The organism is Pseudomonas sp. G7(2022), from assembly GCF_052660475.1.
Map to the genome: position 1 here is coordinate 2630804 of NZ_CP109659.1, position 24738 is coordinate 2655541.

Genomic DNA, 24738 nt, shown 5'->3' on the forward strand with positions numbered 1-24738 from the left:
CACCTTCGGGTGCTTTTTTGTTTTTAAGATGGGCGCCTGCCAGAAGGAGCTTTGCAATGGATCTGAAGTTCAGTCACGTCGATGTACTGGTCAACAACCTCGAAGAGGCCTGCGCCTACTATGCGCAGATCCTGAAAGCCAGAATCTCCAGAACCCTCGTCTGGGAGCGGGGTGGCCTGCATGTTCGCTACGCGGTTGCGTTGATCGGTCAGGAGCGCTTCATGCTGGTCCAGCCGTTGGCGGGCAACCTCAGGGAACTGCTGGACTCGTCGGGGGAGGGGATGATCTATCGCCACTGCTATTCGACACCGGACATCGAGAAGGCCTACGACGAACTGGTGGTCGCCGGCGTGCAGCCCGAAGACGAAAACGGCCAGCCACTGGAACGCGCCAACCTGCAATCACCGTCTGGCACACGCATCATCTGGCTGCCCAAGCGCTTCGGGCATTTCTCCATCGAGATTCTCGAAGAGCAGGCGCTGGAGGCGTTCATCGCGTCTGCGTTTACGTGAGCTTTTTAATGGGGCCCCTTTGGGGGGCTTGGAATCGGCCAACACGCCCTCATAACAATGGCTACCTCCAACATCCCTGAGGGGAAGGACAGACCATGACCAGCCAGACCGAAACTGCCATCCTCGCCGGTGGCTGCTTCTGGGGCATGCAAGACTTGCTGCGACGCTACCCCGGGGTGCTGAAAACCCGTGTCGGTTATAGCGGTGGCGATGTACCGAATGCCACCTACCGCAACCATGGCAATCACGCTGAAGCCATCGAGATCGTTTTCGACCCGGCCGTGATCAGCTATCGGCAGATCCTCGAGTTCTTCTTCCAGATACACGACCCGACCACGCCCAACCGTCAGGGCAACGACCTGGGCCCCAGTTACCGTTCGGCGATCTATTACCTCAGCGAACAACAACGCGACATTGCCGAGGACACCGCCGCTGACGTCGACGCTTCGCGCCTTTGGCCAGGCCGGGTAGTCACCGAAATCGAACCGGCGGGGCCATTCTGGGAAGCGGAGCCGGAACACCAGGATTACCTGGAGCGCATTCCGAATGGTTACACCTGTCACTTCATCCGTCCGAACTGGAAGCTGCCAAAGCGCGGCTGAGATGTAGCTGCGCCATTATGAGCCGACCGCTCGGCGTCGAGGAGCAGCTGGCCGGGGTGGCACACTTGAGCTCTCGCCAGTTCACCCGTGTGTTCACAGCAGAACCGGTCACTCTCCCGACAAGGCCATCGAGGGACTGCGTCTGGAGACGGCCCGCTTGAGGATCGAACAGAGCCGGCACTCACTGGATGTCATTGCCAGCGAGTCCGGCTTTCGTGACCGCCGACCTATGCGGGAAGCGTTCATTCGTGGTTTCGGCAGTCGTGACTGATCGGGCCGGGCGAGTTGACGTGGGTGGAGAGGCGGGCAGTGGGGTTCCTCATCCGGGCGTTGACCGAGGGCCATTTCGCTTCCCCTTTTTGTGCGTAACACCCTTCAGCTAAAAGCATTGACTGCGTACCGATGCGACGACAGGAACGCTGCGAAAACAATTTTCAGGAGAGGGTTGACCACCTGTTTTAATCCTGTATTATTCGCCTCCCGCTAGCGAGCAACTTGATGTCGCTGCTAGCGCAAGTGGTTGATTTGATTGAAGAAATTTTAAAGCTTCTGAAAATAATCACTTGACAGCAAATGAGGCTGCTGTAGAATGCGCGCCTCGGTTGAGACGAAAGCTCTTAACCAATCGCTCTTTAACAACTGAATCAAGCAATTCGTGTGGGTGCTTGTGGAGTCAGACTGGTAGTCAGCAAGATTATCAGCATCACAAGTTACTCCGCGAGAAATCAAAGATGTAACCAACGATTGCTGAGTCAAGTTTAGGGTTTCTTAAAAACCCAAAGATGTTTGAACTGAAGAGTTTGATCATGGCTCAGATTGAACGCTGGCGGCAGGCCTAACACATGCAAGTCGAGCGGATGAAGGGAGCTTGCTCCTGGATTCAGCGGCGGACGGGTGAGTAATGCCTAGGAATCTGCCTGGTAGTGGGGGACAACGTTTCGAAAGGAACGCTAATACCGCATACGTCCTACGGGAGAAAGCAGGGGACCTTCGGGCCTTGCGCTATCAGATGAGCCTAGGTCGGATTAGCTAGTTGGTGAGGTAATGGCTCACCAAGGCGACGATCCGTAACTGGTCTGAGAGGATGATCAGTCACACTGGAACTGAGACACGGTCCAGACTCCTACGGGAGGCAGCAGTGGGGAATATTGGACAATGGGCGAAAGCCTGATCCAGCCATGCCGCGTGTGTGAAGAAGGTCTTCGGATTGTAAAGCACTTTAAGTTGGGAGGAAGGGTTGTAGATTAATACTCTGCAATTTTGACGTTACCGACAGAATAAGCACCGGCTAACTCTGTGCCAGCAGCCGCGGTAATACAGAGGGTGCAAGCGTTAATCGGAATTACTGGGCGTAAAGCGCGCGTAGGTGGTTCGTTAAGTTGGATGTGAAATCCCCGGGCTCAACCTGGGAACTGCATCCAAAACTGGCGAGCTAGAGTATGGTAGAGGGTGGTGGAATTTCCTGTGTAGCGGTGAAATGCGTAGATATAGGAAGGAACACCAGTGGCGAAGGCGACCACCTGGACTGATACTGACACTGAGGTGCGAAAGCGTGGGGAGCAAACAGGATTAGATACCCTGGTAGTCCACGCCGTAAACGATGTCAACTAGCCGTTGGGAGCCTTGAGCTCTTAGTGGCGCAGCTAACGCATTAAGTTGACCGCCTGGGGAGTACGGCCGCAAGGTTAAAACTCAAATGAATTGACGGGGGCCCGCACAAGCGGTGGAGCATGTGGTTTAATTCGAAGCAACGCGAAGAACCTTACCAGGCCTTGACATCCAATGAACTTTCCAGAGATGGATTGGTGCCTTCGGGAACATTGAGACAGGTGCTGCATGGCTGTCGTCAGCTCGTGTCGTGAGATGTTGGGTTAAGTCCCGTAACGAGCGCAACCCTTGTCCTTAGTTACCAGCACGTAATGGTGGGCACTCTAAGGAGACTGCCGGTGACAAACCGGAGGAAGGTGGGGATGACGTCAAGTCATCATGGCCCTTACGGCCTGGGCTACACACGTGCTACAATGGTCGGTACAAAGGGTTGCCAAGCCGCGAGGTGGAGCTAATCCCATAAAACCGATCGTAGTCCGGATCGCAGTCTGCAACTCGACTGCGTGAAGTCGGAATCGCTAGTAATCGCGAATCAGAATGTCGCGGTGAATACGTTCCCGGGCCTTGTACACACCGCCCGTCACACCATGGGAGTGGGTTGCACCAGAAGTAGCTAGTCTAACCTTCGGGAGGACGGTTACCACGGTGTGATTCATGACTGGGGTGAAGTCGTAACAAGGTAGCCGTAGGGGAACCTGCGGCTGGATCACCTCCTTAATCGACGACATCAGCTGCTCCATAAGTTCCCACACGAATTGCTTGATTCATTGAAGAAGACGATGAGTCTCTACGGGCTTGTATGTCTCTTTAGAGATAAGAAATGAGTATTCAAAACTGAATATTGATTTCTAGTCTTTAACTAGATCGTTCTTTAAAAATTTGGGTATGTGATAGAAAGATAGACTGAACGTTACTTTCACTGGTAACGGATCAGGCTAAGGTAAAATTTGTGAGTTCTCTTAGTTGAGAAATTCGAATTTTCGGCGAATGTCGTCTTCACAGTATAACCAGATTGCTTGGGGTTATATGGTCAAGTGAAGAAGCGCATACGGTGGATGCCTTGGCAGTCAGAGGCGATGAAAGACGTGGTAGCCTGCGAAAAGCTTCGGGGAGTCGGCAAACAGACTTTGATCCGGAGATGTCTGAATGGGGGAACCCAGCCATCACAAGATGGTTATCTTGTACTGAATACATAGGTGCAAGAGGCGAACCAGGGGAACTGAAACATCTAAGTACCCTGAGGAAAAGAAATCAACCGAGATTCCCTTAGTAGTGGCGAGCGAACGGGGACTAGCCCTTAAGTGGCTTTGAGATTAGCGGAACGCTCTGGAAAGTGCGGCCATAGTGGGTGATAGCCCTGTACGCGAAAATCTCTTAGTCATGAAATCGAGTAGGACGGAGCACGAGAAACTTTGTCTGAATATGGGGGGACCATCCTCCAAGGCTAAATACTACTGACTGACCGATAGTGAACTAGTACCGTGAGGGAAAGGCGAAAAGAACCCCGGAGAGGGGAGTGAAATAGATCCTGAAACCGTATGCGTACAAGCAGTGGGAGCAGACTTTGTTCTGTGACTGCGTACCTTTTGTATAATGGGTCAGCGACTTATTTTCAGTGGCGAGCTTAACCGAATAGGGGAGGCGTAGCGAAAGCGAGTCTTAATAGGGCGTCTAGTCGCTGGGAATAGACCCGAAACCGGGCGATCTATCCATGGGCAGGTTGAAGGTTAGGTAACACTGACTGGAGGACCGAACCGACTACCGTTGAAAAGTTAGCGGATGACCTGTGGATCGGAGTGAAAGGCTAATCAAGCTCGGAGATAGCTGGTTCTCCTCGAAAGCTATTTAGGTAGCGCCTCATGTATCACTGTAGGGGGTAGAGCACTGTTTCGGCTAGGGGGTCATCCCGACTTACCAAACCGATGCAAACTCCGAATACCTACAAGTGCCGAGCATGGGAGACACACGGCGGGTGCTAACGTCCGTCGTGAAAAGGGAAACAACCCAGACCGTCAGCTAAGGTCCCAAAGTTATGGTTAAGTGGGAAACGATGTGGGAAGGCTTAGACAGCTAGGAGGTTGGCTTAGAAGCAGCCACCCTTTAAAGAAAGCGTAATAGCTCACTAGTCGAGTCGGCCTGCGCGGAAGATGTAACGGGGCTCAAACCATACACCGAAGCTACGGGTATCACGCAAGTGATGCGGTAGAGGAGCGTTCTGTAAGCCTGTGAAGGTGAGTTGAGAAGCTTGCTGGAGGTATCAGAAGTGCGAATGCTGACATGAGTAACGACAATGGGTGTGAAAAACACCCACGCCGAAAGACCAAGGTTTCCTGCGCAACGTTAATCGACGCAGGGTTAGTCGGTCCCTAAGGCGAGGCTGAAAAGCGTAGTCGATGGAAAACAGGTTAATATTCCTGTACTTCTGGTTATTGCGATGGAGGGACGGAGAAGGCTAGGCCAGCTTGGCGTTGGTTGTCCAAGTTTAAGGTGGTAGGCTGAGATCTTAGGTAAATCCGGGATCTTAAGGCCGAGAGCTGATGACGAGTGTTCTTTTAGAACACGAAGTGGTTGATGCCATGCTTCCAAGAAAAGCTTCTAAGCTTCAGATAACCAGGAACCGTACCCCAAACCGACACAGGTGGTTGGGTAGAGAATACCAAGGCGCTTGAGAGAACTCGGGTGAAGGAACTAGGCAAAATGGCACCGTAACTTCGGGAGAAGGTGCGCCGGTGAGGGTGAAGGACTTGCTCCGTAAGCTCATGCCGGTCGAAGATACCAGGCCGCTGCGACTGTTTATTAAAACACAGCACTCTGCAAACACGAAAGTGGACGTATAGGGTGTGACGCCTGCCCGGTGCCGGAAGGTTAATTGATGGGGTTAGCTAACGCGAAGCTCTTGATCGAAGCCCCGGTAAACGGCGGCCGTAACTATAACGGTCCTAAGGTAGCGAAATTCCTTGTCGGGTAAGTTCCGACCTGCACGAATGGCGTAACGATGGCGGCGCTGTCTCCACCCGAGACTCAGTGAAATTGAAATCGCTGTGAAGATGCAGTGTATCCGCGGCTAGACGGAAAGACCCCGTGAACCTTTACTATAGCTTTGCACTGGACTTTGAATTTGCTTGTGTAGGATAGGTGGGAGGCTTTGAAGCGTGGACGCCAGTTCGCGTGGAGCCATCCTTGAAATACCACCCTGGCAACTTTGAGGTTCTAACTCAGGTCCGTTATCCGGATCGAGGACAGTGTATGGTGGGTAGTTTGACTGGGGCGGTCTCCTCCTAAAGAGTAACGGAGGAGTACGAAGGTGCGCTCAGACCGGTCGGAAATCGGTCGTAGAGTATAAAGGCAAAAGCGCGCTTGACTGCGAGACAGACACGTCGAGCAGGTACGAAAGTAGGTCTTAGTGATCCGGTGGTTCTGTATGGAAGGGCCATCGCTCAACGGATAAAAGGTACTCCGGGGATAACAGGCTGATACCGCCCAAGAGTTCATATCGACGGCGGTGTTTGGCACCTCGATGTCGGCTCATCACATCCTGGGGCTGAAGCCGGTCCCAAGGGTATGGCTGTTCGCCATTTAAAGTGGTACGCGAGCTGGGTTTAGAACGTCGTGAGACAGTTCGGTCCCTATCTGCCGTGGACGTTTGAGATTTGAGAGGGGCTGCTCCTAGTACGAGAGGACCGGAGTGGACGAACCTCTGGTGTTCCGGTTGTCACGCCAGTGGCATTGCCGGGTAGCTATGTTCGGAAAAGATAACCGCTGAAAGCATCTAAGCGGGAAACTTGCCTCAAGATGAGATCTCACTGGAACCTTGAGTTCCCTGAAGGGCCGTCGAAGACTACGACGTTGATAGGTTGGGTGTGTAAGCGCTGTGAGGCGTTGAGCTAACCAATACTAATTGCCCGTGAGGCTTGACCATATAACACCCAAGCAATTTGCGTCGGCTCTCTAAACCAGAGCAACCAGATTGCGGTGTGTGAAGACGAAACGAACCGAAAGTTCGACGCTCACAAAGCACCGAAAACTATCCCATACCCAATTTGCTGAAGCGAGGCCATCAGGTCACGAGTCAGTACCCGAATTTCTTGACGACCATAGAGCGTTGGAACCACCTGATCCCATCCCGAACTCAGAAGTGAAACGATGCATCGCCGATGGTAGTGTGGGGTTTCCCCATGTGAGAGTAGGTCATCGTCAAGATTAAATTCCGAAACCCCAATTGCGAAAGCAGTTGGGGTTTTGTTTTGCCCGCAGGAAAGTGCTCGATGCGGGGTGCTGACTGTCGCGATGGCAGCAGTTAAAGGTGATGCGCTCGCGTACGTTATGGGTTGAGTCTCCTGCATCACGCAGGCTCATCCTTGGAGCTCCAGCGATTTCGCCCCAGCCGTTTCGCTTGATAAAGGCATGTATCAGCCGACTTCAACAGCATGGCCGACGTCACTGAGTCGTCAACCGGGTGGCGTGTGGTAATCCCTGCGCTCGCAGTCACATACCCCAAGGGATGCCCGGTGTGTTCCAGTTCCAGCGAGCGGATGGTTTGAAGAATGTCCTCGGCGACCTGTATGGCGCCAGCGTTGTGGGTGTTGGGTAACAACACGGTGAACTCCTCTCCGCCGTAGCGTACAACAAGGTCTCCCGGGCGTTTGACCGCCTGCTGTAGCGCGCGCCCGACCGCGTTGAGGCAATCGTCGCCAGCGGCGTGTCCATAGCGGTCGTTGTAGCGTTTGAAGTGATCGACATCGAGCATGATCAATGACAACGGCGAACCCTGACGCCGGGCCAGACGGATTTCATCCGCGAGCGCGGCATCCAGGCGTCGGCGATTGCCGAGACCTGTGAGGCTGTCGGTCAGTGCCATGTCGCGCATAGCCTGATGAGCGGAGCGGATTTCCCGCTCCATCGCGATTCGCTGACGTAACTGGCTCAGGACAATCAGCCCGAAACCGGCGAGTACCAGGATCAGAAAAATCAACACAAAGCCGTTTTTCAGCAGATCCCGACGCCATGGCGCGGTGATCGAGTCCTTGGATAACCCCGCTTCGACCACCAGCGGATAGGTGGTCAAGGCGCGATAGCCGTACAAGCGCTCGGTGTCATCCACTACCGCCCGGATCTGGGCTATACCCTCGTTGGAGCTGGGCAGGTAGGTCTTGAAGATCTCGCTGTTTGCCAGACTCTTGCCCACGACCGATGCGATAAAGGGACGGCGGACCAGGATCGTGCCATCGCGCATGGCCAGCACCAGCGCGCCTTTGTCATCGATGCGGAAGTCACCGTAATAGTCGACGAAATAGCTGACTTTGACCGTCCCCAGCAGCACGCCCGCGAACGAGCCGTCAGGATTGTTCAAGCGGCGGGAAATAGGAATGATCAAGTCATGAGTGGAGCGACTCTCGACCACCTGACCGATGCGTACTTGCCGATCCTCGTGGGTGCGGTGGTACTGGAAGTAATCGCGGTCGGCGTTGTTGGCCATTTCCGGCGTGACTTCCTTGTCGGTCACGATCCAGTGGCCATCCGGGCCATAAATGAACAGGCCATGTAACTGCGGCATGATCTTCGATTGCTGCACCAGCAGCTTGTGAATGCGCGCCACGTCGAGGTTTTGCAGGCCGTCACCCTCGACGCGTTCCGCCAGTCCGACGGTGAGCACGTCGACTTGGCGAATGGTGTCTTCGGCGTGCTGAGCCGTGGCGCGAGCGAGGTTGGTCACCGAATCCCGAGCGGAGGCAAATACCGAACGATAATCCCGCCACGTTCGCCAGCTCTCGACTGCCAGAAAGGCCACGACCACCACCACCATGAAGCTGACAGTCAGCCGAAAGGTTGAGCCAGCCTTCATTGTTTTAGTGCGCCGTGTGGCGTTTGCAGTTGGCTCTTGAGAATTGCGTCCGAGCATCAACTTTTCCTTGAGTGTCGTTCTGAGCGTAGTGCTGACAAACATTATGACAAGGATCGGCATCACGTTCGGGACGGCAGTGTGATCTGCGCATCACTTTGAATTTATTGTCTCCTTACAGTTGACGGTTAAACCCTTTACAGGCGATTTATCCCGTTCAACCAAGTCATTAATCTGTGCCCATCTTGAACGCAACCGAACTTGCACAACTAAAAAGGGATTCAACATGAGCACTGCAACCTACAACCGCCTGAACAAAGACGATGCCGTCGTTCTGCTGGTCGACCACCAGACCGGCCTGATTTCCCTGGTCCAGGACTTCTCGCCGAACGAGTTCAAGAACAACGTGCTGGCCTTGGCCGATCTGGCGAAGTTCTTCGAATTGCCAACCATCCTCACCACCAGCTTCGAACAAGGCCCGAACGGCCCGCTGGTACCGGAACTCAAGGAAATGTTCCCGGATGCGCCGTACATCGCTCGCCCTGGCCAGATCAATGCCTGGGATAACGAAGACTTCGTCAAGGCAATCAAGGCCACCGGTCGCAAGCAGATCATCATCGCCGGTGTCGTGACCGACGTGTGCGTGGCGTTCCCGACGCTGTCGGCACTGGCGGAAGGGTTTGACGTGTTTGTGGTGACCGACGCCTCCGGCACCTTCAACACCACCGTGCAGCAAGCCGCATGGAACCGCATGACCCAGGCTGGCGCACAAATGATGAACTGGTTCTCGGTGGCCTGTGAGTTGCACCGCGACTGGCGCAACGACATCGAAGGCTTGGGCAATCTGCTGTCCCAGCGGATTCCAAACTATCGCAACCTGATGAATGGCTATGCGGCGCTGACGGCCCAGCAGAAATAAGGTCATGCCGAACCACGAAAGCCTGCCCTGAAAAGCAGGCTTTCGTCGTTTACTGCGAGAGCCGGAGGGTAGGGCTTAAGACGGTGACGACTACTTTCCCGACTTGCTGATTGGCCTCAAGGAAGCGATGCGCATCCTGAATGTCGTCCATCACAAATGTCCTGGCGATGACCGGTTGCAGAGCGCCCGATGCCAGACCGTCGACAATGAAGGCTTTTGCGCGGGCCAGTGTGGCGGGGTCCGACACGATTTCCGAATAGAGGTAACCCTTGAGGGTCAGGCATTTACCCAGCACGGTGAACAACGGGAACGGCGTGGGTTCGGGACTCAATGCACCGTACTCCAGCAAGATGCCGCCGCGAGCCATGCTTTGGGTCAGGGGCTCGAACGAGGGGCCGCCCACTGGATCGAACACCACCCGCGCGCCTTTGCCATCGGTCAACGCCATGACCGCTGCCACCATATCTTCTTCGTCGCTGACGATCACGTGCGCCGCGCCGGCATCCAGCAATGCCTGTTTCTTGGCACGGGTTCGGGTCACGGCAATCGAAGTGGCGCCGACCATCCGGGCGATCTGGAAGGCCGCGAGCCCGACACTGCTGGAGGCGGCAGTGACGATCACGAAGTCGTTTTTCTGAAGTTTCGCTTGTTCGATCAGTGCTCCCCAGGCGGTGACGTATTGCATCCAGGATGCAGCAGCCTGTTCGAAGGACAGGTTCGAGGGATGCTTGACGGTGAGGCTTGCCGGTACGTTGGCCAGTTCGCCGTAGGTGCCCCAGCGCGCGATGTCCAGCGGTGGAATCACGCTCACAGCATCGCCAGCCTTGAATTCGCTGACACTGTGACCGACCGCGACCACGATGCCGGCTGCTTCATAACCGAGACGGCTGGGAAACTCCGCTTCCTGCAGATAGGCGTGATTGCGGAACATCACTTCAGCGCGATTCAGGCCGAAAGCTTTGACCTCGATCTGCACTTCGTCCGCTGCGGGTGCCGGGACGTCGACGTTTTCCAGTTTGAGAACGCTCGCGTCACCGTATTCATGAATCCTGACAATGCGTGCCATGTGTACTTCCTCGGTTAACGATAAATTGCACCTGCATGATCCGGTGCCTTGGACGCCAATTTAGTCTTTGGCCTGCTTCGGATAAAGGCCTAGGATGGCGCAACACTAGAAACAACGAGTTTCCAATGGATCGCCTCACACTCATGTCCACGTTCGTCAAAGCGGTTGAACTGGGCTCCTTCAGCGCGGTGGCGGATGAGCTCAATCTGTCCCCGCAGATGGTTGGCAAACAGGTAAAGATGCTTGAGCAGCATCTGGGCGTTTCGCTGCTCAACCGCACCACCCGCAAGCAGAGCCTCACGGATTTCGGCCGCACCTTCTATCAGCGGGCCAAGCTGATTCTGGCCGACATGGACGCCGCCGAAGAAATGGCCGCCGTGACCCGGGGCGTGCCCAGCGGCCGATTGCGGATCAATGCGCCCGTCACGTTCGGCGTCAGCACGCTGTCGCCGAAGCTGCTGGAGTACATGGTTCGTTATCCGCAAGTGTCGGTGGACCTGACGCTCTCGAACGAACTGGTCGACCTGGTGGACGGCGGATACGACGCGGTGTTCCGCATCGGCGAACTCGCCGACTGCGGCCTGAAGGCGCTGCCGCTGATGCCTTATCAAATGGTGCTTTGCGCAGCGCCGTCCTACCTCGCCCGTCGTCCACCCATCACCACACCTTGGGATCTTCAGGAACATGAATGTCTGGCGTTCGCCTATTCGGACGGCCGCTCACACCTGCGATTCGAAGGCCCGGACGGCTGCATCGACGTACCGATTAAAAGCCGATTGACGATTAATCAGGGCGATCCGTTGCTGTCCGGAGCGGTGGCGGGGCTGGGGGTAGTGATGTTGCCGCTGGAACTGGTCAAGGATTCGCTGCGAAGCGGCACGCTGGTGAGTCTGTTGCCGCAGTACAAGGTGCCGGTTTCGCCGATGAATCTGTTGTATGCGCCGGACCCGAGGCTGACACCCAAACTGCGCAGCTTTATCGATTTCGTGAGGGGGCGTTCGGATAAGAGCTGCATTGAGTGATGAAGGCTTAACGATCAGAGATTTGTCGCAACAAAATCCCTGAATCCGAGCTTCACATACTTTCGCGACTCATCGACAATGCGCGCTCTGTTCCGGGGTAGTTCAGCGGTAGAATACTCGGCTCTTAACCGGGTGGGCGCTGGTTCGAATCCAGCCCCCGGACCCACTACATAGTAGGTCACAAGGAAGTATGTCCAGGCCTGAGGATGAATCGGGTGCGCTCGGCGGAATAAACGCCTGTTATGCGCACTTTCAACTGTCTCGTGCGCTCGCAGCACGCGACAACGACGCCAGTCCGAAAGCACTTGCGCGGCTCGAACGCTGGCAAAAGGTTCTCGAGAACCTGATGCTTGGCCGTGCCCTGTATGGCTCGCGGACACCGTTCGCCGACCTGCCAGAATGGATAACGCTGGAAGTAGCCACTGGCGGCTTTGCAACGGGCAACCTTCTGGCCGGTGGCGAGTTGACCGCTCATGAGCGCCAGTTGGCGTCATCGATTCCCGGCATTCGAGCGGGTTACGAACGACTCGATTTGAATAGGTGGCATCTTTCAGACGAAGGCGTCAGAACACTGCAAGATCGATTGACGAAGCAAGACTATCGGATCGATGTACCGGAAGAGGCTGCGTTGCTGACAGTGGCCTGGTTTCTGGGACAACAACGCGCCGAAGAAGCCAGGACGTTGATCGAGCAGATCGCGCCTTTCTTCGAGCGAGTGCGTTTTTTTCCGGCGGCAGCCAACGAGCGCCCGCTCTCGATGGCTGAAGTTGAAGTTTTCAATGCTGCTCAAATCAGCCTGCGCCTGTCTGTCCTCTTACCCCAGCCTCGTCTTACCGTTCAAAAGCATGTTGTTGAACGCAGGTTGCCTCTCTACGACGCCGCGGTCTCGCTTTTCCTGCTGACGTACAACGATGGTTGGCCTTGCAGGTATTACCCTGCAGGCTGGTTCGAGCGCGCTTCGGTGCTTGGTACAGAATTTGATACCGCCACTGAGGCTGATCCCCGCCACACAGGAAATTCCAGTGATCGGGTGGCGGAATTGCTGGCATTGCTCAAGCAATGCGCCATTGATCCAGCATCGTTAACGGGGCGTCAGGTTGGGCGCATTCGCAGAATCGTCGATGACTTTGTAGCCAAGCATGGACATCCTGATTCCGAAGCCCATTCCAGCAAGCGTGCACAGCAGCGTCTTCACGTATCAGCCTCGGCACATTATCTGATTGCCAAGGCTGCTTCCGAGCGTCTGGCGAGATACCCCGGCTCGGAAGGCATTTCTGATTTCGCACCGTTACTGCAGCCGATCACAAACGAAGAGGCAAAGGTTTATTCATTGACGGAGGGGGAGACCATTCCTTCTTCGATTCGTCGACGCCTCGAACGTTGCCGAAAGGGAACGGTTGCAGAGTTGATTGACCATGGTGTCATTACATCTGCAGATACAGTGGCGAAAGTGCTGCCGGCGATGACGGCGCAAATCTGTAGCGCCGGATATCGAGATGTAACGTTGCGGGCACTGTCTGTCGCTACCTATCGTGCTTTCAGGCGTCGACGCTCTCTATTGCTGCTGAACATGCAGCGTCAGGTGAAAGTCGATGACTTGCCTTGGGTGAAAGCCCTGGAAACCGAATACGAGGCGGATGCTCTTGCGGTTGAAGGTGCTAGGCAGGCTCTGATCGAAGCGTCCGCGTTGACTCTTGTTGCATTTCCTCAGGCCATTCTGCCAAACAAGTTGCTTCAGGAATTTTCCTCGCTTGCCGAATCGGCCAAGCTGGATCTTCCATTCGTAGAGGAGATCGCGGCTGATATTTTCATGGGCACTTTCTCCGGCAAGTTCGTGAAGGCTGCCAAGCGTTCAGTGCGGTTAATGGCCGGATCTCTTTACGCACGCTATTACGATATCGATATGGATCAGTTGGCTGCACTACCCAAGCAGCGGAATTCACGAAGCAACAGTGGTGTGCTGGCTGGTTTGTGCGCGCGGCGGGCGAACGCCGATATCGGAAGAAGGAGTCCGGCGAACAACGGCACAATCATCGAACAGCAACAGATATTGACCACGCAAAACCTGGCAATCCTGTTTGATGATTTGGACCTGAAGACGCTGTTACATGATCGCTTGGGTTCAATGGCCGAGGCATGTTTCAAATGGATCTGCGGTCGGCAGCAGATGCAGATCAAGTTCTACCATGCACGTCTGGTTATGTTGAAAAACACAGCGTATGCGTGGCGCCAGATGATGTTTTATCTGTCGATGCTGGATCAGTCTCGATTGGAGAGTGTGCTTGGAAACATTGAAGTGCATTTTGCGGCTCAATCCAGCGCATTTCAGGGGCGATTTCTTCCCGCCATGATCGGCTTGCGCATGGCGGTATCTGGGTGTCGGTTGACTTCGGCTCACCAAGAGCGTGAGGGAAGTAAGGTTTTTCTGGGGTGGACCACTGAACGGCACTGGCTAATGCCTTCCTAGATATCGGAAAGCTCCCGGCGTAACGAAAAGCCTGCCTTCAAAAGCAGGCTTTTCGCATTTTCAGAGATGCCTTCATTTGTAGCTCAAGTGCCTACGAAACCTTCACTTGCAGCCTGTCAACGCCGCCCGGTCCGCGTACTCACGTCCACCCAGACAGCCAGCACCAGAATGCTGCCTTTGACGATCATCTGCCAGTAACTGTCGACGTCGAGCATGGACATGCCATTGTCCAGGCTGGTGATGACCAGTGCGCCGAGGAGGGCGCCATAGACTGTGCCGGAACCGCCGCGCATCGAGGTGCCGCCGATGAAGCAGGCGGCGATGGCGTCGAGTTCGCCCATGCTGCCGGCCGAAGGCGAGCCGGCGGCCAGGCGCGCAGTGTTGACCACGCCGGCGAGGGCACACATCACGCCCATGATGCCGAAAATCCAGAGCTTCACGGCCTGCACATTGATACCGGACAGGCGCGTCGCTTCCATGTTGCTGCCCACGGAATAGACGCGTCGGCCGAACACGGTCTGGCTGGTTACGTAACTGAAGCCGCCCAGCAGGATCAGCAAAAGCAGGACCGGTACGGGAATGCCGTCATAGCTGTTGAGGGTCTGGACGAAACCTGCCAGTACCGCGCCGATCAACAACACCCGTGCCACGTCACGCACCAGTGAATGTGGCGCGAGGCCGTGAAGGGCCCGATTGCGCCGTTGCTTCCAGGTCAGGAACAACGTCAGTGCGAACAGCAGGACGCCCAGGCCGGTGCCGATCGCATGTGGCAGATAACCCTGGCCAATGTAGACGAGTTCCGGCGACACCGGCGCAATGGTCGTGCCGCCGGTGATCCCCAGTAAAATCCCGCGGAACGCCAGCATGCCGCCCAGCCCGACGATGAACGACGGAATGCGCAGGTAGGCCGCCATGTAGCCATTGGCGAGGCCGATCAGCAGGCCGCACACCACCACAAGGCTCAGGTTCGCCAGCAACGGTACGTGATAGACAACATCGAGAATGGCTGCCACGCCACCGAGCAGACCCAGCAATGAGCCGACCGACAGATCGATCTCACCGCTGATGATCACCAGCACCATGCCGCAAGCGAGAATCCCGGTAATCGACATCTGACGCAGCAGGTTGGAGAGGTTGCGCGGTGTCAGGAATCCGCCCTCGGTCTGCCAGCTGAAGAACAGCCAGATCAACGCCACGGCGAACACCAGTGCGAGCATCTTGTAGCGGGTGAAGAGTTGTTTGACCTGATTCATTTACGCGGATTTCCGAGCTTTATTGTTATGGCTGTCGGGCTGGCTGAGCGCCGCGGCGAGCACCTGTTCCTGGGTGAGTTCATGGTTGATGAAGTCACCCCGCAGTTGACCTTCGCCGATTACCAGGACGCGGTCGGAAACGCCGAGCACTTCGGCCAGCTCCGAAGACACCATGATGATCGACACACCTTCGGCAGCCAGCATCCCCATCAGTTTGTAGATCTCGTACTTGGCGCCGACATCCACCCCTCGGGTTGGCTCGTCGAGAATCAGCACCCGGGGCCTGGTCAGCAGCATCTTCGCCAACACGGCTTTTTGTTGATTGCCCCCGGACAGGCTGGTGATCGGCAGAAACGGGCTCGCGGTCTTGAGGTGCAGGCGCGAAATTTCCCGATCGATGCTGCTCAGTTCAGCTTCGGCGTCGATGCGGGTCAGTTTCGAGTAACTGTCCAGCACCGCCAGGGTGATGTTCTGACCGACGCCCAGATCGGGAATGATTCCCTGGCGTTTGCGATCCTCGGGTACCAGGCATACGCCGGCGCGGATTGACTTGAGCGGCGTGCGGGTGTCGATGGGTTGGCCGTCCAGCCAGACTTCACCTTCGTGGTGACCGGGGTAGGCACCGAACAGCGCGGTCACCAGCTCCGTACGGCCGGCACCGACCAGCCCGGCGATGCCGAGGATTTCCCCGCGTTTGAGGCTGAACGAAACATCGTCGACCCGTTTGCGCTTGGGGTTGTCGACGTCGTAGCAGGTGATGTGGCGCGCCTCGAAAATCACCTCGCCGATGTCGTGTGGTTCGGTGGGGTAGAGGTTGCTCATTTCCCGACCGACCATCTGGGTGATGATCTGTGGAATATCCATATCCGCCATGGCAGTCGTGGCGATGTGTTTGCCGTCGCGGATCACCGAAATGGTGTCACACACGGCGGCCACTTCATCGAGCTTGTGGGAGATGTAGACGCAGGCGACACCTTTGGCCTTGAGATCGCGGATGATGTCCAGCAACACCTCGATTTCCGAACGGGTCAGGGCCGAAGACGGCTCGTCGAGGATCAGCAGGCGTGCCTGTTTGTTCAGGGCCTTGGCGATTTCCACCAGTTGCTGATAGCCGCCGCCGTACTGCGAAACCGGCAGCGACACGTTCATGTCCGGCACTTTCAGCTCACGCATCAGGGCTTCGGCGCGGTGGATCATCGCCGGGTAATTCATCCGCCCACCCGGCAACGTCAGCTCATGGCCCATGAAAATGTTCTCGGCCACCGAGAGGTCGGGAACCAGCGTCAGTTCCTGGTGAATGATCACGATGCCGGCGGCTTCCGTTTCGCTGATCGATTGCGCCTTGAGCGGTTGACCGTCCCACAGGATTTCACCGTCCCAGGTGCCATGGGGATAAACCGCAGACAGGATTTTCATCAGCGTGGACTTGCCGGCACCATTCTCGCCGCACAGCCCGACGCACTCGCCCGGCCGGACCTTGAGGTCGATACCGTTGAGTGCTTTGACACCGCCGAAGGTTTTGACGATGCCGTTCATTTGCAGCAGATAGTCGGACATGGAGAGGGCTCGCATAGCAAAGACTCACATGGCACTGATCTTTGTGGGAGCGAGCCTGCTCGCGAAGGCGTCAGCAGATCCAATCGTGATGCAGGCTGAACCACCGTCTTCGCGAGCAGGCTCGCTCCCACAAGGGTTTTCGCATAACCAGGGATTGAGGCCTTGGTTACTGTCCGGCGATCTGCGCCTTGGTGTAGAAGCCATCCTGTTCCAGCAGGTCGATGTTGTCCTTGGTCAACGGAGTCGGGGTGAGCAGGATGGTGTCGACTTTTTTGCTGCCATTGTCGTACTGCGAGCTGTAGGCGGGTTTCTCGTTGCGCGCCAGTTGCACCGAGAGTTTGGCGGCTTCGGAGGCAATGAGTTTCAGCGGTTTGTAAACCGTCATGGTTTGAGTGCCGGCGATCACCCGCTTGACCGCTGCCAGGTCCGCGTCCTGCCCGGAGATCGGCACCTTGCCGGCCAGTTGCTGAGCGGCCAGGGCCTGAATGGCACCGCCGGCCGTGGCGTCGTTGGAGGCGACGATGCCGTCGATTTTGTTGTCGTTGCGGGTCAGGGCGTTTTCAACAATGCTCAGCGCCTCGGTAGGGTTCCATTCCTTCACCCATTGCTGGCCGACGATCTTGATATCGCCCTTGTCGATGGCCGGTTGCAGCACCTTCATCTGACCTTCGCGCAACACTTTCGCGTTGTTGTCAGTGGGCGCGCCACCCAGCAGGAAGTAATTGCCCTTGGGCGCTGCGTGCAGCACGCCGCTGGCCTGCATTTCGCCGACCTTTTCGTTATCGAAGGAGATGTAGGCGTCGATATCGGCGTTGAGGATCAGACGGTCATAGGAGACGACCTTGATGCCGGCTTTCTTCGCTTCGGCCACCGCATTGGTCAGCACGGTGGCGTTGAACGGCACGATGACGATGACATCGACGCCACGGGAAATGAGGTTTTCGATTTGCGAAATCTGCTTTTGCTCGTTGGCATCGGCCGACTGCACGAAGACCTTGGCGTCCATTTTCTCCGCTGCTGCTACGAAGTAGTCACGGTCCCGTGACCAGCGTTCCAGCCGCAGATCATCAATGGAAAAACCGATTTTCGGATGGGCCGCATCGGCCATCACCGGCAGCGACAACAGGGCCAGGGCGCTGGCCAGCAGCGTGCGTTTTACATTCTTCATGGTGGGGCGTCCTTTTATTTTTGTTTGAAAGACACGGCCTGACGATGAATATCGGGCTGGTGGAACTGTAGAGAATCAGCAGACGCAACGGACTACAGATTTGTCGCGCAAATGTCACAGCGCCTGCAATCCCCGTTGGCGATCAGCGATAGATAAACCGGTTGACGACGTTCTCGAGCATTTCCTGGCGGCCGCTGACGGCCTGCGGGTTCAGTTCGTGGGCGAAGGCGTGCTCGGCCAGTGACTGGAGATTGAACTCACCCGTCAGCACCGACTGGCCGAACGGCTGCTGCCAGCCGGCGTAGCGTTGATCCTTGAGTCGCTGAAGCTGATCGTTCTGCACCATGGCGGCGGCCCGCTCGAGCGACAGGGCGAGGACGTCCATGGCGCCGACGTGACCGTGAAACAGATCGACCTCGTCGAGGCTCTGGCGGCGTACCTTGGAGTCGAAGTTGAACCCGCCATTGCCGAAACCGCCGGCCTTGAGGATTTCATAGGTGACCAGGGTCATTTCCTCGACGCTGTTGGGAAACTGATCGGTGTCCCAGCCGTTTTGCGGGTCGCCCCGGTTGGCGTCGATGCTGCCAAAAATCCCCAGCGAGACGGCCGTCGCTACCTCGTGATGAAAACTATGACCGGCCAGGGTCGCGTGGTTGGCCTCGATGTTGACCTTGATTTCCTTTTCCAGACCGAACTGCTGGAGAAAACCGAACACCGTGGCGCTGTCGTAATCGTATTGGTGCTTGGTCGGTTCCTGCGGTTTGGGTTCGATCAGCAGGTCGCCTTTGAAACCGATCTTGTACTTGTGCTCGACCACCATGCGCATGAAGCGCCCCAGTTGCTCGCGCTCGCGCTTCAAGTCAGTGTTGAGCAAGGTTTCGTAACCTTCTCGGCCGCCCCACAACACATAATTGGAGCCCTTGAGGCGTTGAGTCGCGTTCATGGCGCTGAAGACCTGGGCAGCGGCGCAGGCGAACACTTCAGGGTCCGGGTTGCTGGCGGCGCCGGCGGCAAAGCGCGGATTGCTGAAACAGTTGGCGGTGCCCCACAGCAGCTTGATTCCGCTTTCTTCCTGATGGCGTTCCAGGTGATCGACCATTTGGGCGAAGTGGTTGCGGTACTCCTTCAGCGAGTGGCCTTCGGGGGCGACATCCGTGTCGTGAAAGCAGTAGTAGTCGATACCCAGTTTGGAGAAAAACTCGAACGCGGCTTCCGCCTTGCCGATGGCCAGCTGCATCGGGTCACCGGCGTGTTGCCACGGGCGCTTGAACGTCCCGGCGCCGAACACGTCGGAGCCCGGCCAGACAAAGGTGTGCCAATAACAGGCGGCCATGCGCAGGTGTTCGCGCATGGGTTTGCCGAGGATGATTTTGTCGGCGTCGTAGTGACGGAAGGCAAGGGGAGAGTCGCTGGCAGGACCTTCGTAGCGAATCCGCTCGACATCGGGGAAGTACGGCATTGGCAATGTCCTTGTTGTTCTTGGTTGTTGTTCTTGGGCGTGTCCCGATACTAGCAACGGCCCTGTGCCTGCCGATTACGAAAATCACCAACACGCAGTGCGATTTTGCGTATTGAGATTCGCCCTCTGCGCGCCTAGTCTGTGCAGACCGCCTCTACGGCAAGGGGCCCGGAACAGCATAAAAAACAATGAAAACCGTACCGCCTGTTCACCGCATCGCCCTGTTGTTCAACGGCAGCAAGATCTATGACCGCGGCATCATCAGCGGCATCGGCAACTACCTGAGCAGCACGCGCGCGTCCTGGGATCTGTTCCTGGAAGAGGATTTTCTCTGCCGGTTGAAGGGCATCGAGCGCTGGCAGGGCGACGGCATCATTGCTGACTTCGACGACCCGCTGATTGGCGAGGCGCTGGCCGACATCAAATTGCCCGTGGTGGCGGTGGGAGGTTCTTATCAGGATGAGCGGGCCTACCCCAAAGGGGTCCCGTACGTCGCGACCGACAATAACGCGCTGATCAAAATGGCTTATGAGCACTTGATCGAGGCCGGGCTGCAACGGTTCGCCTGCTTCAGCCTGCCTGAGGCGCAGGCGAACCGATGGGCTCAGGAGCGCGAAAAGGCCTTTCTGCGATTGATGCACCGGGACGGGTTGCGCGCCGAGGTCTATCGCGGCATGGGCACCAGTGCACCGCTGTGGGACAGCGCCGTCGAACAACTAATCGCCTGGCTGCAAAGCCTGCCCAAGCCCATTGGCATCATCGCGGTCAGTGACGCCCGCGCCCGGCAGTTGCTGCAAGCGTGCCTGACCGCCGGCATCGCCGTTCCGGAGCAGGTGGCGTTGATTGGCATCGACAACGACCCGCTGACCCGCAGCCTGACCCGGGTCCCCCTGAGTTCGGTGATCCAGGGCACCGAAACCATGGGCCGCACCGCCGCGCAACTGCTGCACCAGATGCTGCACGGCAAGCCGTCAACGGGCGAGCATGTCCTGATCCCGCCTGAAGCGATAAACGTCCAGATGTCGAGCTTGCATCAACCGTTGGGTAACCCTTACGTCATGCAGGCGCTGCTGTTCATCCGCCAATATGCCTGCCAGGGCATCAAGACCGCGCAAGTGGCGGCTTATGTCGGCGTGTCGCGCTCCTCGCTGGAGTCGCACTTTCGCACGGTGCGAGGCTGCAGCGTGCATGACGAGATTCTGCGTTTCAAACTGGCGGCGGCCACCCGCGGGCTGGAAAAAACCGACACGGCGATTGCAGACGTTGCCCGCACGTGCGGTTTCAAATCCGCCCAGTACCTGCACACGGTGTTTCGCCGAGAGTTCGGGTGTACGCCCCGTGAATATCAGCAGGGCGCCCGATAGACGGCCACTCAAAAGCGATCCAGTCGATAGGGCTCGCGCACCGGCAGAATACGAGCGGTGTCCTGCGTCGATGGCAACACCATTCCCCCAACCATCTCCGCCGTCACCGCCGCCTGCGTCAGCCCCAGATGCTGATGCCCGAATGCGAGCAACACCCTCCCGTCACACACCCGATCGATCACCGGCAGCGAGTCCGGCAGCGACGGTCGAAACCCCATCCACGGTGTGGCCGCCTCGACACTCAGTTCCTCACTAAACAACCCTTTGCTCAACCGATGCAGTTGCCAGGCGCGAGCCATGGTCGGCGGGGCTTCGAGGCCGGCGAATTCGACGGTGCCGGCCAGGCGCAGCCCTTCGGACATCGGGGTCATGATGAATTTGCGTTCCAGCGAGGTGACGGGGAAGGGCAGTCGGTTGTGTTCGTGGGGCAGCATCAGGTGGTAGCCGCGCTCGGTATCCAGCGGGACGTTTTTACCGGTCAGTGCGGCCGTAAGTTTTGCCGAGTGGGCGCCGCACGCGATCAGTACCTGGCGGGCGGACAGGGTGCCGGTTCCGGTCATCAGGCTGACGCTATGCTCGTTCAGTTGTCCGCCCTGAACCTGCTGCTTCACAAACTGCACGCCGCTGGCTTTCGCTGCTTCCACCAACTCACGCACGACACGGTGGGGATCGATGAAATGCCCGGTGTTCGGGAAAAACAGTCCGCCCTGAATCCGTTCGCTCAGTTGCGGCGCGGTCTCGCGTACCGCGCCGGCCTGCCACCAGTCGACCGGCACCTGTTGCTGTTGCAGGCGTTGCTGCAATGCTTCGAGCGCCGTGCGTGAGTCGGGGCGTTCGAACACCAGCAGCGAACCTTCCATCTTCAGCAGCTCGGGGCGCTGGATGTCTTTGAGCAAGCGCTGCCAGGCGTCGAGCGAGCTTTCATTCAGCGCGCGCAAACCGGCAACAGTGCGCTGAAACGGCGCCGAGCGCAGGTTCAGCAACAGCCGCGCAAACCAGGGCAGGGCGCGGGGCAGGTATTTCCAGTCCAGGCGCAGCGGGCCCATCGGGTCCATGAGCATGGCCGGCAAGCGTTTGATAATCGAGCTGTCGGCAATCGGAAACACCTGCTCGGTCGCCAGGTGCCCGGCGTTGCCGAACGATGCGCCGTGACCGGGTTCCTGCGGGTCGATCACCACCACCCGCAAGCCCTGACGGGCCAGGCGCAGGGCACTGGCGACGCCGATGATGCCGGCGCCGACCACGGCGATGTCGTACGGGTTATTCGGCATTTTTCACGGTTTCCCTTTGGCCATCGAGCAAGCGACGCAATGACAGTGGATTGGACTGCTTGAGCGCGGTTGGCAGCAGGCTGTCGGGAAAATCCTGATAGCAGACCGGGCGCAGGAAACGCAGGATCGCCGCCGTACCCACCGACGTGGTGCGCGAATCGGAAGTCGCCGGGAACGGTCCGCCATGCACCATCGCATCACAGACTTCAACGCCGGTCGGCCAGCCATTGACCAGCAACCGCCCGGCCTTGCGTTCCAGGGTTGGCAGCAATGTGCGGGCCTGTTGCAGATCCTCGTCATCCAAGTGCAGCGTGGCGGTCAGTTGGCCTTCCAGCTGTTCGAGCACCTGGCGGATTTCCGCATCGCTGGCGCATTGCACGATCAAGGACGCGGCGCCAAAGGCTTCGTCCTGCAAGGTGTGATCGGCAAGAAATTCGGCGGCATCGGTGACGAATAGATGGGCCTGGCCCTGATTCGGATCCGTTGCTCGCTGGCCGACGGCGGCAATACGCGCCCGGGTATTTTCCGTGAGGGCACTCACGCTGGATTCGTAAGCATTGAAGATCCCCGGCGTGAGCATGGTCTGCGCGGGGCTGCGTTGGATGAATTCGCTGGCGGCGCCGATGAAGGCGTCCAGCGCCGGCCCCTTGCGGGCGATCACCAGACCGGGATTGGTACAGAACTGACCGGCACCCAGCGTCAGCGAAGCGACAAAACCTTGGGCCAACGCCTCGGCGCGATTCTGCAACGCTGCCGGGAACAGCAACACCGGGTTGATCGAACTCATTTCCGCGTACACCGGAATCGGCTCGGTCCGTGCCTGAGCCGCTTTGATCAGCGCGAGCCCGCCACTGCGCGAACCGGTGAAGCCGACGGCCTTGATCCGTGGATCGCTGACCAGCGCGATTCCGACTTCACGGCCTGAGCCGTACAACAACGAGAACACACCTTCCGGCAAATCACAGGCCTTAACCGCCCGCGCAACGGCACGGCCAACCAGTTCGCTAGTGCCGGGATGGGCGCCATGGGCCTTGACGATCACCGGGCAACCGGCGGCCAGGGCCGAAGCGGTATCGCCGCCCGCCACCGAGAACGCCAGTGGAAAGTTACTCGCACCGAACACGGCCACCGGCCCCAGCGGAATCTGCCGCTGACGCAGATCCGAACGCGGCATTGGCTGGCGCTGCGGTTGCGCGGTATCGACTCGCACATCCAGCCATTCACCGGTCCGCACGGTGCGGGCAAACAGCCGTAGTTGCTGGCAGGTACGGCCCCGCTCACCCACAAGGCGCGGGCGCGGCAGGCCGGTTTCGGCCAGGGCGCGGTCGATCAGTTCGTCGCCGAGGTCTTCGATTTCGCGGGCGATGGTTTCAATGAATTCGGCCCGTGCCTCGAGCGATGTCTCGCGATAACGGTCGAGCGCCGCCCAGGCCAGTGCGCAGGCCTGCTCGACATGTTCGGCAGAGCCGCCGGCGTAGGCCGGTTCCAACGGGGTGTTGGTGGCGGGATTGATTCCGTGGATGACGTCGCGGTCGCCGGTGAGGGTTTGCTGACCGATCAGCAGTTGGCCCGTCAGGGTCATGGCGCATTCCTTATCAAAGCAGGTCACGAATAAGGCCCGCCGCCGTGGGGCGGCGGGCTTGAGCGGGGCGGCAGGTCAGGCGAAGTTCTGCTGCGCCGACCAGTTTTCGTACCAGTGACGGAACAGCGCGTACTGGGCTTCCGCGTACCGACGCTGAGAGTCACTGAGGGCGTCGGTCTCGTTGAAATGCAGGGTGTATTCCTTGTCGCCGTTGAGCACCATCAGGTGTTTGTAATACAGCACCAGATCCGTGCCTTCATCGAAGGACGACAGCACCGCCAGCGCCGATTCCAGCTCCCGTGCCTGTCGCCGGGCGTTGGCATCACCCTTGGCCGCCTGCTTGCTCAGCGCCACCAGTTGCAGCACTTCGCGGGGCAGCGCGTTGCCGATGCCGGTGATGGCGCCGGTGGCGTTGCAGTTGACGAAACCGTGCACGACCTGGGTGTCGACACCGACCATCAGGGTCACGTCATCATCCTTGGAGGTGATGTTTTCAGCGGCGTAGCGCAGGTCGGCACCACCGCCGAATTCCTTGAAGCCGATCAGGTTCGGGTATTCACGGCGCAGTTCGAAGAACAGGTCGGCGCGAGTCGCGAAGCCGTAGTAAGGGCTGTTGTAGATCACCGCCGGCAAGTTCGGCGCGGCGTGCAGAATCGCGGAGAAGTGCGCCTTCTGTGCGGCGAGCGAAGCGCCTCGGGACAGCACCCGGGGAATGACCATCAAACCCTGAGCACCGACTTTTGCCGCATGGGCAGCATGGGACACTGCTTCACGAGTGTTGATGGCGCCAGTACCGACGATGGTCGGAATCCCGGCACCCACCAGCCGCGCCACGCCTTCCTGACGCTCGGCTTCGGTGAGCAGCGGCCAGTCGCCCATGGAGCCGCAATACACGACCGCGCTCATGCCGATATCGATCAGCTCGCGACCCTTGGCCACCAGCGCATCGAAGTCCGGTGTGCGTGCGGCGGTGCACGGGGTCATCAGGGCGGGCATGCAGCCGGTGAAGATGTTGTCGCTCATTATTGTTCTCCTTGGAACGGTCATTC

16 protein-coding genes, 1 tRNA gene and 3 rRNA genes are annotated in these 24738 nt (G+C 57.8%); 11 read left to right on the top strand and 9 right to left on the bottom strand.

Features of this window, described 5'->3' with window-relative positions; translation table 11 throughout:
- Positions 1–56 precede the first annotated feature (56 nt).
- The 6 genes from NE357_RS11745 to rrf all read left to right on the top strand — a co-directional run bounded on the left by NE357_RS11745 (position 57) and on the right by rrf (position 6922).
- On the top strand, positions 57–512 hold the full coding sequence (locus NE357_RS11745; RefSeq protein WP_169429985.1) for a VOC family protein: 456 nt from the start codon (positions 57–59) through the stop codon (positions 510–512).
- Between the two features lie 95 nt (positions 513–607).
- Positions 608–1114 (top strand): peptide-methionine (S)-S-oxide reductase MsrA, encoded by a 507-nt coding sequence (msrA, locus tag NE357_RS11750; protein WP_169429986.1) that lies wholly within the window; start codon positions 608–610, stop codon positions 1112–1114.
- 142 nt (positions 1115–1256) lie between these two features.
- Entirely contained in the window at positions 1257–1385 is a 129-nt protein-coding gene (locus NE357_RS11755) for a hypothetical protein (protein ID WP_432760327.1), read from the top strand.
- Positions 1386–1902: 517 nt separating this feature from the next.
- A 16S ribosomal RNA gene (locus NE357_RS11760) occupies positions 1903–3439 on the top strand.
- A gap of 311 nt (positions 3440–3750) precedes the next feature.
- A 23S ribosomal RNA gene (locus NE357_RS11765) occupies positions 3751–6641 on the top strand.
- Positions 6642–6806: 165 nt separating this feature from the next.
- Positions 6807–6922 (top strand): 5S ribosomal RNA (rrf, locus tag NE357_RS11770).
- Together the 16S, 23S and 5S rRNA genes form the textbook arrangement of a ribosomal RNA operon.
- 142 nt (positions 6923–7064) lie before the next feature.
- Here rrf and NE357_RS11775 read toward each other — a convergent pair.
- On the bottom strand, positions 7065–8621 hold the full coding sequence (locus tag NE357_RS11775) for a sensor domain-containing diguanylate cyclase (RefSeq protein ID WP_169429987.1): 1557 nt from the start codon (positions 8619–8621) through the stop codon (positions 7065–7067).
- A 226-nt stretch (positions 8622–8847) separates the two neighbouring features.
- Here NE357_RS11775 and ycaC point away from each other — a divergent pair, with 226 nt between their 5' ends.
- Positions 8848–9480 (top strand): isochorismate family cysteine hydrolase YcaC, encoded by a 633-nt coding sequence (gene ycaC / locus NE357_RS11780; RefSeq protein WP_169429988.1) that lies wholly within the window; start codon positions 8848–8850, stop codon positions 9478–9480.
- A gap of 49 nt (positions 9481–9529) precedes the next feature.
- Here ycaC and NE357_RS11785 read toward each other — a convergent pair whose 3' ends face one another.
- Complete coding sequence (locus NE357_RS11785; protein WP_169429989.1) at positions 9530–10546, bottom strand: zinc-dependent alcohol dehydrogenase family protein; 1017 nt, start codon at positions 10544–10546, stop codon at positions 9530–9532.
- 125 nt (positions 10547–10671) lie between these two features.
- Between NE357_RS11785 and NE357_RS11790 the strand changes: the two genes are divergently transcribed.
- The 3 genes from NE357_RS11790 to NE357_RS11800 all read left to right on the top strand — a co-directional run bounded on the left by NE357_RS11790 (position 10672) and on the right by NE357_RS11800 (position 14035).
- Entirely contained in the window at positions 10672–11568 is an 897-nt protein-coding gene (locus NE357_RS11790) for a LysR family transcriptional regulator (protein WP_169429990.1), read from the top strand.
- Between the two features lie 91 nt (positions 11569–11659).
- Positions 11660–11734, top strand: a tRNA-Lys gene (locus NE357_RS11795).
- Positions 11735–11758: 24 nt separating this feature from the next.
- On the top strand, positions 11759–14035 hold the full coding sequence (locus NE357_RS11800) for a hypothetical protein (protein WP_169429991.1): 2277 nt from the start codon (positions 11759–11761) through the stop codon (positions 14033–14035).
- Between the two features lie 116 nt (positions 14036–14151).
- Here the strand turns inward: NE357_RS11800 and NE357_RS11805 are convergent, their stop codons facing one another.
- From NE357_RS11805 to xylA, 4 genes are all read right to left on the bottom strand, one after another.
- Positions 14152–15288 carry a sugar ABC transporter permease gene (locus NE357_RS11805; protein WP_169429992.1) on the bottom strand — a complete coding sequence of 379 codons (1137 nt, stop codon included), beginning with the start codon at positions 15286–15288 and terminating at the stop codon, positions 14152–14154.
- Entirely contained in the window at positions 15289–16845 is a 1557-nt protein-coding gene (xylG, locus tag NE357_RS11810; protein WP_169429993.1) for a D-xylose ABC transporter ATP-binding protein, read from the bottom strand. It abuts the gene before it with no gap.
- Positions 16846–17011: 166 nt separating this feature from the next.
- Positions 17012–18013 carry a D-xylose ABC transporter substrate-binding protein gene (gene xylF, locus NE357_RS11815; RefSeq protein ID WP_169429994.1) on the bottom strand — a complete coding sequence of 334 codons (1002 nt, stop codon included), beginning with the start codon at positions 18011–18013 and terminating at the stop codon, positions 17012–17014.
- A 142-nt stretch (positions 18014–18155) separates the two neighbouring features.
- Positions 18156–19472, bottom strand: a complete 1317-nt coding sequence (xylA, locus tag NE357_RS11820) for a xylose isomerase (protein ID WP_169429995.1) — start codon at positions 19470–19472, stop codon at positions 18156–18158.
- A gap of 188 nt (positions 19473–19660) precedes the next feature.
- Between xylA and NE357_RS11825 the strand changes: the two genes are divergently transcribed.
- On the top strand, positions 19661–20836 hold the full coding sequence (locus NE357_RS11825) for a XylR family transcriptional regulator (RefSeq protein ID WP_169429996.1): 1176 nt from the start codon (positions 19661–19663) through the stop codon (positions 20834–20836).
- An 8-nt stretch (positions 20837–20844) separates the two neighbouring features.
- On the opposite strand, the gene NE357_RS11830 is transcribed toward NE357_RS11825, so the two are convergent.
- The 3 genes from NE357_RS11830 to NE357_RS11840 form a co-directional block, all read right to left on the bottom strand.
- Positions 20845–22107 carry an NAD(P)/FAD-dependent oxidoreductase gene (locus NE357_RS11830; RefSeq protein WP_169429997.1) on the bottom strand — a complete coding sequence of 421 codons (1263 nt, stop codon included), beginning with the start codon at positions 22105–22107 and terminating at the stop codon, positions 20845–20847.
- Positions 22097–23689 carry an aldehyde dehydrogenase (NADP(+)) gene (locus NE357_RS11835; RefSeq protein ID WP_169429998.1) on the bottom strand — a complete coding sequence of 531 codons (1593 nt, stop codon included), beginning with the start codon at positions 23687–23689 and terminating at the stop codon, positions 22097–22099. Before NE357_RS11835 ends, NE357_RS11830 begins: the two co-directional genes overlap by 11 nt.
- 75 nt (positions 23690–23764) lie before the next feature.
- Positions 23765–24712 (bottom strand): dihydrodipicolinate synthase family protein, encoded by a 948-nt coding sequence (locus tag NE357_RS11840; RefSeq protein ID WP_169429999.1) that lies wholly within the window; start codon positions 24710–24712, stop codon positions 23765–23767.
- Positions 24713–24738: the final 26 nt, after the last annotated feature.

What these genes read in the sequence shown, in the direction of transcription:
- NE357_RS11745 (WP_169429985.1), top strand. Translation starts at nt 57, where the DNA reads ATGGATCTGAAGTTCAGTCACGTCGATGTACTGGTCAACAACCTCGAA.
- NE357_RS11830 (WP_169429997.1), bottom strand. Translation starts at nt 22,107, where the DNA reads ATGCCGAATAACCCGTACGACATCGCCGTGGTCGGCGCCGGCATCATC.
- xylA (WP_169429995.1), bottom strand. Translation starts at nt 19,472, where the DNA reads ATGCCGTACTTCCCCGATGTCGAGCGGATTCGCTACGAAGGTCCTGCC.
- NE357_RS11790 (WP_169429990.1), top strand. Translation starts at nt 10,672, where the DNA reads ATGGATCGCCTCACACTCATGTCCACGTTCGTCAAAGCGGTTGAACTG.
- xylG (WP_169429993.1), bottom strand. Translation starts at nt 16,845, where the DNA reads ATGTCCGACTATCTGCTGCAAATGAACGGCATCGTCAAAACCTTCGGC.
- ycaC (WP_169429988.1), top strand. Translation starts at nt 8,848, where the DNA reads ATGAGCACTGCAACCTACAACCGCCTGAACAAAGACGATGCCGTCGTT.
- NE357_RS11840 (WP_169429999.1), bottom strand. Translation starts at nt 24,712, where the DNA reads ATGAGCGACAACATCTTCACCGGCTGCATGCCCGCCCTGATGACCCCG.
- NE357_RS11825 (WP_169429996.1), top strand. Translation starts at nt 19,661, where the DNA reads ATGAAAACCGTACCGCCTGTTCACCGCATCGCCCTGTTGTTCAACGGC.
- NE357_RS11800 (WP_169429991.1), top strand. Translation starts at nt 11,759, where the DNA reads ATGTCCAGGCCTGAGGATGAATCGGGTGCGCTCGGCGGAATAAACGCC.
- xylF (WP_169429994.1), bottom strand. Translation starts at nt 18,013, where the DNA reads ATGAAGAATGTAAAACGCACGCTGCTGGCCAGCGCCCTGGCCCTGTTG.
- NE357_RS11785 (WP_169429989.1), bottom strand. Translation starts at nt 10,546, where the DNA reads ATGGCACGCATTGTCAGGATTCATGAATACGGTGACGCGAGCGTTCTC.
- NE357_RS11805 (WP_169429992.1), bottom strand. Translation starts at nt 15,288, where the DNA reads ATGAATCAGGTCAAACAACTCTTCACCCGCTACAAGATGCTCGCACTG.
- msrA (WP_169429986.1), top strand. Translation starts at nt 608, where the DNA reads ATGACCAGCCAGACCGAAACTGCCATCCTCGCCGGTGGCTGCTTCTGG.
- NE357_RS11775 (WP_169429987.1), bottom strand. Translation starts at nt 8,621, where the DNA reads ATGCTCGGACGCAATTCTCAAGAGCCAACTGCAAACGCCACACGGCGC.
- NE357_RS11835 (WP_169429998.1), bottom strand. Translation starts at nt 23,689, where the DNA reads ATGACCCTGACGGGCCAACTGCTGATCGGTCAGCAAACCCTCACCGGC.